Origin of the sequence: Psychrilyobacter sp. (genome assembly GCF_037132775.1) — a bacterium.
Taxonomy (GTDB): Bacteria; Fusobacteriota; Fusobacteriia; order Fusobacteriales; family Fusobacteriaceae; genus Psychrilyobacter.
In genome coordinates this window covers 1-7,971 of sequence record NZ_JBAHZY010000117.1, presented here as the reverse complement: position 1 = coordinate 7,971, position 7,971 = coordinate 1, and the positions used below count along the sequence as shown (strand labels likewise).

Annotated in this window: 9 protein-coding genes and 1 riboswitch; of the genes, 6 read left to right on the top strand and 3 right to left on the bottom strand. The window is 32.6% G+C overall.

The window, feature by feature from the left end:
* Positions 1-155: 155 nt before the first annotated feature.
* From V5784_RS07735 to V5784_RS07725, 3 genes are read right to left on the bottom strand one after another with little or no spacing between them, the layout of a single operon-like run.
* Positions 156-515: an aldehyde ferredoxin oxidoreductase C-terminal domain-containing protein gene (locus tag V5784_RS07735; protein ID WP_336888456.1), complete on the bottom strand. Its 360-nt coding sequence runs from the start codon at positions 513-515 to the stop codon at positions 156-158.
* On the bottom strand, positions 475-990 hold the full coding sequence (locus tag V5784_RS07730) for an aldehyde ferredoxin oxidoreductase C-terminal domain-containing protein (protein ID WP_336888455.1): 516 nt from the start codon (positions 988-990) through the stop codon (positions 475-477). The genes V5784_RS07735 and V5784_RS07730 overlap by 41 nt, the downstream gene beginning before the upstream one ends.
* Positions 987-1,889 carry an aldehyde ferredoxin oxidoreductase N-terminal domain-containing protein gene (locus V5784_RS07725; protein WP_336888454.1) on the bottom strand — a complete coding sequence of 301 codons (903 nt, stop codon included), beginning with the start codon at positions 1,887-1,889 and terminating at the stop codon, positions 987-989. Before V5784_RS07725 ends, V5784_RS07730 begins: the two co-directional genes overlap by 4 nt.
* Positions 1,890-1,899: 10 nt before the next feature.
* Positions 1,900-2,027: riboswitch (molybdenum cofactor riboswitch) on the bottom strand.
* A 306-nt stretch (positions 2,028-2,333) separates the two neighbouring features.
* Here V5784_RS07725 and V5784_RS07720 point away from each other — a divergent pair.
* The 6 genes from V5784_RS07720 to V5784_RS07695 all read left to right on the top strand — a co-directional run bounded on the left by V5784_RS07720 (position 2,334) and on the right by V5784_RS07695 (position 7,724).
* Positions 2,334-2,765, top strand: a complete 432-nt coding sequence (locus tag V5784_RS07720; protein WP_336888453.1) for a MarR family transcriptional regulator — start codon at positions 2,334-2,336, stop codon at positions 2,763-2,765.
* Positions 2,766-2,896: 131 nt separating this feature from the next.
* Positions 2,897-3,226, top strand: coding sequence for a carboxymuconolactone decarboxylase family protein (locus tag V5784_RS07715; protein WP_336888452.1), 330 nt, complete (start codon positions 2,897-2,899; stop codon positions 3,224-3,226).
* Positions 3,227-3,318: 92 nt separating this feature from the next.
* Entirely contained in the window at positions 3,319-5,100 is a 1,782-nt protein-coding gene (lpdA, locus tag V5784_RS07710) for a dihydrolipoyl dehydrogenase (protein ID WP_336888451.1), read from the top strand.
* Entirely contained in the window at positions 5,093-6,109 is a 1,017-nt protein-coding gene (locus V5784_RS07705) for a lipoate--protein ligase (RefSeq protein ID WP_336888450.1), read from the top strand. Before lpdA ends, V5784_RS07705 begins: the two co-directional genes overlap by 8 nt.
* 335 nt (positions 6,110-6,444) lie before the next feature.
* On the top strand, positions 6,445-6,627 hold the full coding sequence (locus V5784_RS07700) for a hypothetical protein (RefSeq protein ID WP_336888449.1): 183 nt from the start codon (positions 6,445-6,447) through the stop codon (positions 6,625-6,627).
* 107 nt (positions 6,628-6,734) lie between these two features.
* On the top strand, positions 6,735-7,724 hold the full coding sequence (locus tag V5784_RS07695; RefSeq protein WP_336888448.1) for a YhdH/YhfP family quinone oxidoreductase: 990 nt from the start codon (positions 6,735-6,737) through the stop codon (positions 7,722-7,724).
* The last annotated feature ends 247 nt before the right edge of the window (positions 7,725-7,971 follow it).

Below are 7,971 nucleotides of genomic sequence, written 5' to 3'. Positions count from 1 at the left end.
AAAGGTATATTAATTTTTATAATAACGATAGAGGACATAGTTCTTTAGATTATGAAACACCTGCTAAGGTATATTTTGGTACTCAAAAAATTGCTTAAGTTTTTTCATAAACTGTTTGACAAACACGACCACCATATATTTTCCATCTAATACTCCTAAAATTCCAATGTTTTATCTAATTCTTCATCTGTAAAATCAAAGGTCACATTGTGAGGGGCAACCGCTTCCTCTTTAAAAAATTCAGGTAATCTATCTTGAGCTTTTGTTATTCCTGCTCTTTGATTGAATGCTTTTTCCAGCTTCAATACTTCTTGTCCACCTGCAAGGATCTCATTAATATCAAAATTAGTGTCATACTTTGAATTTATCATATTCGCTACTTCAGAAAACGCTGTTTCATCATCTAAGATAGGGAAAGCTACAAATATACAAAAACCTAACCTATCTAAAACTGCCGTTGCTATTTGAAGATTCCTAGATAATTCCACCTGTCCGTCTTTCTTTAAATGGATCAACAACTCCTCCTATCCCTAATATATTTGATGTAACTGCATATCCTGCCGTATGATCTGCTCCCATTGGAGTCGTTGCATAGGTTACTCCCTGCCCTTTTACCGATCTTGGATCGTAAGCCGGAAGTGCTTGTCTTTTTACTACTGGCACCCTCTCTGTTCCAAAAGCCTGTCCTGTAAATGCAGCACCATTACCTATAATTCTTCCAATAGGAGATCCTTTTCCGATCTCTTCCAGTAGTTCTAATGCACCTTCAACATCCCCCAACTCTAAATATCCGCCTTCCATTGCAATTCCCACTGCAACTCCAGTATCTATAGTATCTACCCCAAAATCATCACACATTTTATCCATCTTAGCTATTGAATCCAGATCTTTTATGTGACAATGAGCTCCAAATGCCCAGATAGTCTCATACTCAAATCCACCTGTAAGATAATCTCCATTTTTATCGTTATATACCTGGGAACATCTCATGACACATCCGGGATGACAAGCATGGGTTGTCTTTCCTTTTCTTTTCTTTTTTGAATAGTTTCAAACATAGTTTCTCCACTAATATTTTCTGCAAATTCAAATCTTCCATTTCTAAAGTTATCTGTAGGTAATCCTCCAGCTTCATTTAAAATATTTACAAGAACTGCCGTTCCATAAGTCGGTAGTCCTTGGCCAGATACAGGATGGGCTAAGATTGATTTGGAGAAGTTTCTAGCAGCCTTTCTAAATGAATCTATATCATGGTATTCAACTTTATTTTCTTTTCCAGGATCAATAACTATTGCCTTTATTCCTTTAGAACCAAGAACAGCTCCAGTTCCTCCCCTTCCACAATGTCTTGTAGGTCTTCCTTCGGGATCTGTCACTGCAATTGATGCTGCAGTTAATCTCATTTCTCCAGCCTGTCCAACCGACATCACAGTTATTTTTTCACCATGTTTTCCCCTTAAAATGTTTCCTACATCATAGTTCCCTTTCATCTTCAAGTAACTTGCATCCTCTATTGTTACCCCTTCTGAAGTTATTTTTATAAGGTTTAACTCCAGATTTTTAGGTTTATTCTCTATAATAATTGCCTTATATCCTAATTTTGCTAGACTTTGAGCTGCTGTCCCCCCTGCATTGGATTCCTTTATCCCACCAGTTAATGGGCTCTTAGTTCCTACACTAAGTCTCCCTGAACTTGGTGCTAAATTCCCTGCAAAAAGACCTGGAGCTATTACTAACTTATTGTTCTTTCCTAGTGGATGTGATATTGCATCAACTTCATCAGATATAATCCTAGATGTCAACGCTCTTCCACCTAAACCTACATATTCAGGTTTTACCTCTTCAAAACTAATGGTCTTGGTACTCATGTCAATTCTACAAATTTTCATAATACGTTCCTCCTTATTTTGGTTTACTCCTTTCCAAATACGGGAGGAAATTCAGTTTCCCAAAGAACCCATTGGTGTCATTTCATAGATATTTTATAAAATAGCATTAGAAATTTCCACTCGGGGATAACATTAATATAATAGCCTTACATTTATAGTATATAATATATATATATATTTTCAAATTTCTTTTATTAACTAGACTTTTTTTAGCTCTATTTTTTGTTGCTTAATTACCTAAGATAAACAGTACAACTATCTTCATTGTATTCTCATTAAGAAGTAAATAATAAATATATTAGCTACATAAAAAGTCAAGTTTCTAGTGTTAAAAATTTGACTTCTTGAATATATTAAACTAAACTAATATAAGGAGATTAGCCTTATGAAAGTTATAAGAAATTAAAGCGCAATATAATAAAACTAAGTGAAAAGGAGGCAGAGATGTTTGATATAAAAGATTGTGTAGGTATTTTCGCAACCAATGAAAGTAAGAAAATAGGAGATAACTTCAACTCTAAATTAAAAGAAAAGGGATTGACTCGAGTTCAATGGATAGCTTTATTTTATTTAGGAGAAGCAGAAGACTTAAGTCAAACCATCCTAGGAAAGAAAATGAATATAAGAAACTCCACAGTTGTAGCCTTAATTGATAGATTGGAGAGAGAAAAGTTGATAATAAGAAAAAAACATGATTTAGATAGGCGAAAAACATTGATTTCACTAACTGAATTAGGAAAAGATACTCGTGAAAAAACTATGTATTTAGGAGAAACCTTCAATGAAAATTTGAGGAAAAATATAGATAATGAAGACCTTCAAATTTTTAAAAAAGTATTTAAAAAAATTGTAGAAAATAGTAAAAAAAATCTATAATCTCGAAATTATTACTCAAGAAAACTTATAAATAAATGAATAAAACTTGAAAAAAACAAAAGGTAGTATACTAACTATTAGTGGGCTATCTTTTTTTAGTGCATAAATATACTTATTAGGAGGCAACAACAATGAAAGATCCAAGAGAGATGTTAAATGAATTTATGGGTGGTTTAGAAGAAGTATCAAGAACTAATGAAGAATCGGTAGGAGCAGCTTATGCACCTGGAAAATTAGACGTTAAGTTTAAAGAGTTGATAAGTATTGGAATAGCAGTCTATAACAGATGTGAATATTGTATAGTATTCCACGCTTATAAGGCTTTAGAAGCTGGAGCAACAAGAGAAGAAATCATGGAGGCCTCTATGGTTTCAGTAGCTTTTGGTGGAGGACCAACAATAGCATATAGTGTAACTCTATTAAAGAAATCAATAGATGAATTTGAAAATGATTTTGAATAAAATATATTAATTAAATTATATTAGAAGAGAGGACAAAATTCTCTCTTTATACTATGATTTAATATATTATTTTTATACCGAGGGAGAAGAATATGAATATAATTAAATTAAAAAAAATATCAGGACATGCTAAATCTGGAAAAGTAACAAGAATATATATAGGAGTATTAGATTCAATAAAAAAAGGGGACAAATTGCTAGATATAGAGTCAAAGAAAGGAAATGTAACTATTATTTCTGAATACGATACAGATATAGTAAAATTATTAGTGGAAGTAGGAGAAGTATTAAATATCGATGACGGAATATGTGAGGTTTCTTCACCTTTAAAAATTTCTTCAGGTTCCTCTGCAAAAACACCTCTGAATACTTCTTCGAAGCCATCAACAACAAAATCTGCTCCATTTAATTATTTTGGTAAATTGATAAAGCCAAAAGAAGTGAAAAAAATAACTCTTGAGGTAGATATCGCTATTTTAGGTGGTGGCCCTGGTGGTTATGTTGCAGCTTTACATGGGGGATTAACAGATAAAAAAATAGTTATTATAGAAAAGAATAATCTCGGTGGGACTTGCTTGAATGAAGGATGTATTCCCACAAAAACGCTAGTTAGGTCAGCAGAGGTCTTCAACTTGGTGAAAGACTTCAAAGAGTTTGGGGTAACTTTAGAAAACCCTAAAATAAACTTAAAAGATGTTATCTCTAGAAAAGATCGAATAGTGGAAGAATTGGTTGGAGGAATAGATTACCTTCTAAAAAATAGAGATGTAACAATAGTAAAAGGAAAAGGTGAAGTCCTTGAGAAAAACAAAATAATAGTAAAAGAAAATAATGTAGAGACTACAATAATTGCACAGAATATTATCCTGGCCACTGGAGGGAAAGTATCCAAATTAAATCTTCCTGGAATAGATTTAGAAGGAGTTATAACCAGTACAGAAGCACTTAATTTATGTGAATTACCTAAAAAACTTCTCATAGTTGGTGGGGGAATTATAGGAATGGAGTTTGCATTTATCTACGCTTCATTTGGAGTGGATGTGACAATAATAGAGTTTGATAAAACAATTTTAAATACTCTAGATTCAGATGTAGTGGATGTTATTCTAGAATCTGCTAAGTTAAAAGGAATTCGTATAGTAACTAAAAGTGCAGTGGAAGAAATTATAAGAGGTGAAGATAGTGACCTCATAGTGAGAGTGAAATCAGCAGGGGAAAATAGATTCTATTCCACAGAAAAAGTTTTGGTTGCTGTGGGAAGATCCACATCACTGGATGGAATTCATCATGAGAAACTAGGGATTGAATTAAATGCCAGAAAAACAGGAATAGAAGTTGATGAATATATGAGAACTAATATAGATAATATCTATGCAATCGGAGACCTTACTGAGAAATTTTTATTGGCTCATGTCGCTTCTCATCAAGGAATAATCGCTATTGACCATATTTTAGGAAAAGAAAATCCTATGGATTATTCTGTTGTTCCTAATGTAGTATTTACTATTCCTGAAATAGCAGTTGTTGGACTCACAGAACTAGAGTTAGAGAGAAGAAATAAAGATGCATTGGATGAAGAAGTCATAGAAGTAAATATATCAAAATTCCCCATTGCAGCCAATGGAAAAGCACAAACTTTAGGAGAAACTCTGGGGTTTGTCAAGTTAATTGAAAATAAACAAACAAAGCAATTATTGGGTGGAACTGTCGTAGGAATACATGCTTCCGATATGATAACAGAGATTTCTCTTTGCATAAAAAAAGGCTTGAGTTCAAAGGATATAGCCCATACTATACACGCTCATCCTACCACTGCAGAATCTGTGCATGAAGCAGCTTTGGGATTGAATGGAGGGTCATTGCATTTTGAATAATAAGACGAAACTAAAGACGAAGTTGGTATATTCTAAATCTACTAATCCATGGTTTAATTTAGCCTATGAAGAGTTTATACTGGACAATTTAGAACCTGAAGAAATAACCCTCTATCTTTGGCAAAATGATAATACCGTCGTTATTGGTAGAAATCAAAATTCTTGGAAAGAATGTAGATGTAAAGAATTGGAAAAGAATAAGGGTAAACTAGCTAGACGATTATCTGGTGGTGGAGCTGTGTATCATGATTTGGGAAATCTAAACTTTACCTTTGTTACAAATAAAAAAAATTATAACTTTGAAAGACAGATAGGAGTTATATTGAAAGCTGTAAAATCCATGGGAATAGATGCAACCTTCACAGGGAGAAATGATTTGGAAATAGAAGGAAAGAAGTTTTCAGGGAATGCTTTTTATTTCAAAGGAGACAAATCTTATCATCACGGAACGATACTTATAGATACAGATTTTGAAAAATTACAAAATTATTTGACCGTTTCTTCAGATAAGATTAAATCCAAAGGAATAGACTCTATTCGAGCCAGAGTCATAAATTTATGTGACTTGACAGGAATAAAAGAAATCAAGCCCTATTCCCATGCTTTTTATAGAGAGTTTCAAAAAGAATATGGTATATGTGATGAGGTTATAGAGATAAAAGAGAAAACTCATCTAGATGAGATTTCTACCTTATATGAAAAGTATTCTCATTGGGATTTTAGATATGGAGACAGTCCAAATTGGGAGTTAGAAGGAGATAAGAAATTCTCTTGGGGAAAGGTATCCTTCGGACTGACAATAAAAAAAGGAAAGATAGCTCAAATAGGGTTATATAGTGATGCTATGGAGAGTACATTGAGTCAATGTGTAAAAGATAACTTATACTCTATGAAATTAAACGAACTTATAGATGAATTATGTGAAGTGTGGAAAGAGAAAAGTTTAACTTCAGAAGAAAAAGAAGTCTATGGATGGATATTTGAAGAAGTTAAAAATTTACGAAAATAAAAAAAATTAGCAAGAGGGATTTTAGCTTTAGGCTTAATAGGCTGTAGTTCTACACCAAAGGATACAGCTACTATTGTAAAAGCACCTAGAGAAGAACCTATAAATTTATCCTATCTTTTTGTAGTATCTATTTTGTAGGTTCTTCTTTTTTAGTATCTGCCCCAAATGAGATTCTATTAATCAACACCAATAGTTTTTCTTTCTTCAACAAAATTTTTCATACTTTCAATTTTGTCTATATGATTTTGAATTAATAATTCTTGACATTTGTTATCGATTTTTATACTATTAAAACATAAAGTACGATACCGTACTATTTTAAGTTGAAATTCGAGGTGAACTATGAAGAGCTAGCTAAAGGAGAGGTTGGCCTTATTATTACAGGCTATGCAAATATTATAGAGGAAGAACAGCCAAATCCAGGTATGTTTGGTATATATGATGATTCATTTATTCAGGGTTATCCAAGGACTACTCACAAAACCACATTTAATAAAGAGGTGGAAAGGTGGGGATAGAAAAAAGTTAAATGTATCAGATGTAGTAAATGTAGAACCCCAGAAGGTAATTATTGTGTGATTTTTAACAGTTAAAAATTAAATATTTAATAATAGGAGTTGAGGAAATGAATTTTAAAGCCATAAGAATTTTCGAAGAAGATGGGCAGTATATTCCAAAAATTGTAGAAAGAAAGATAGAGGATCTTCCCAAGGGAGATGTAGTTATTAAGGTTTTGTATTCATCTTTAAATTATAAGGATGCATTGTCTTGTACAGGGAATAAAGGAGTGACGAGAAATTTTCCTCATACTCCAGGAATAGATGCTGCAGGAGTTGTTTATTCATCTGAAAATACTGATTTTAAAGCTGGAGAGGAAGTCTTTATCACTGGATATGATTTAGGCATGAATACAGATGGTGGATTTGGTGAATATATAAGAATCCCTTCTAGCTGGATAATCAAAAAACCTAAAAACTTGAGTCTGAAGGAAGCAATGATCTACGGAACAGCTGGATTTACCTCAGCACTATCTATATATGAGTTAATTTTAATAGTAGATCCTGAAGATGGACCCATACTTGTAACAGGAGCTTCTGGAGGAGTAGGAAGTCATTCAGTTAAATTTTTGGTTAAATTAGGGTATGAGGTAGTTGGTGTTGTTGAAAATGAAGAAAAAAGAAAATTTTTATTGGGATTAGGAGCTAGTGATACCCTTACTAGAGATGAATTTAAAGATACAACTAACAAAGCGATGCTAAAACAAACTTGGGCAGGAATTATTGATACAGTTGGAGGAGATCCCTTATCAACTGCTATTAGATCCTTAAAATACGGTGGTGTTGTAACCACTTGTGGAAATGTAGCTGGAGGAAATATTGATCATATGAATGTTTATCCTTTTATTTTAAGGGGGGTTCGTCTTATTGGAATTGATTCTGTACAGTGTCCTAAAGAAAAAAGAAATGAAGTGTGGAGTATGTTGGCTAATTCTTGGAAAGCAAGCCAGTTAGAAGATGGAATTATAGAAGTTCAATTAGAAGAAATACTAGAAAAAGTCCATGACATGCTAAATTCAAGATTAATAGGCAGGGTAATTTTAAAACACTCAAGATAAATAAAAAAAATATTGGGCGTATCCCAAATTTAGTGTAAATTAATTTTAACCTTCTTAGTTGATAGAGTATAATCTATTAAACTGAGGAGGTTTTTATGGTTAAGAAAAGATGTAGAGAGGTAGTTCCATTAATTGCTGAAATTATGAATAAATATAATATTGAAAATGTTTTAGATTTACTATCTATCATGAAAGATCTACTTAATGATGGAGTTTCCATCCTTATTGATAGTGAGATGGATGAAAC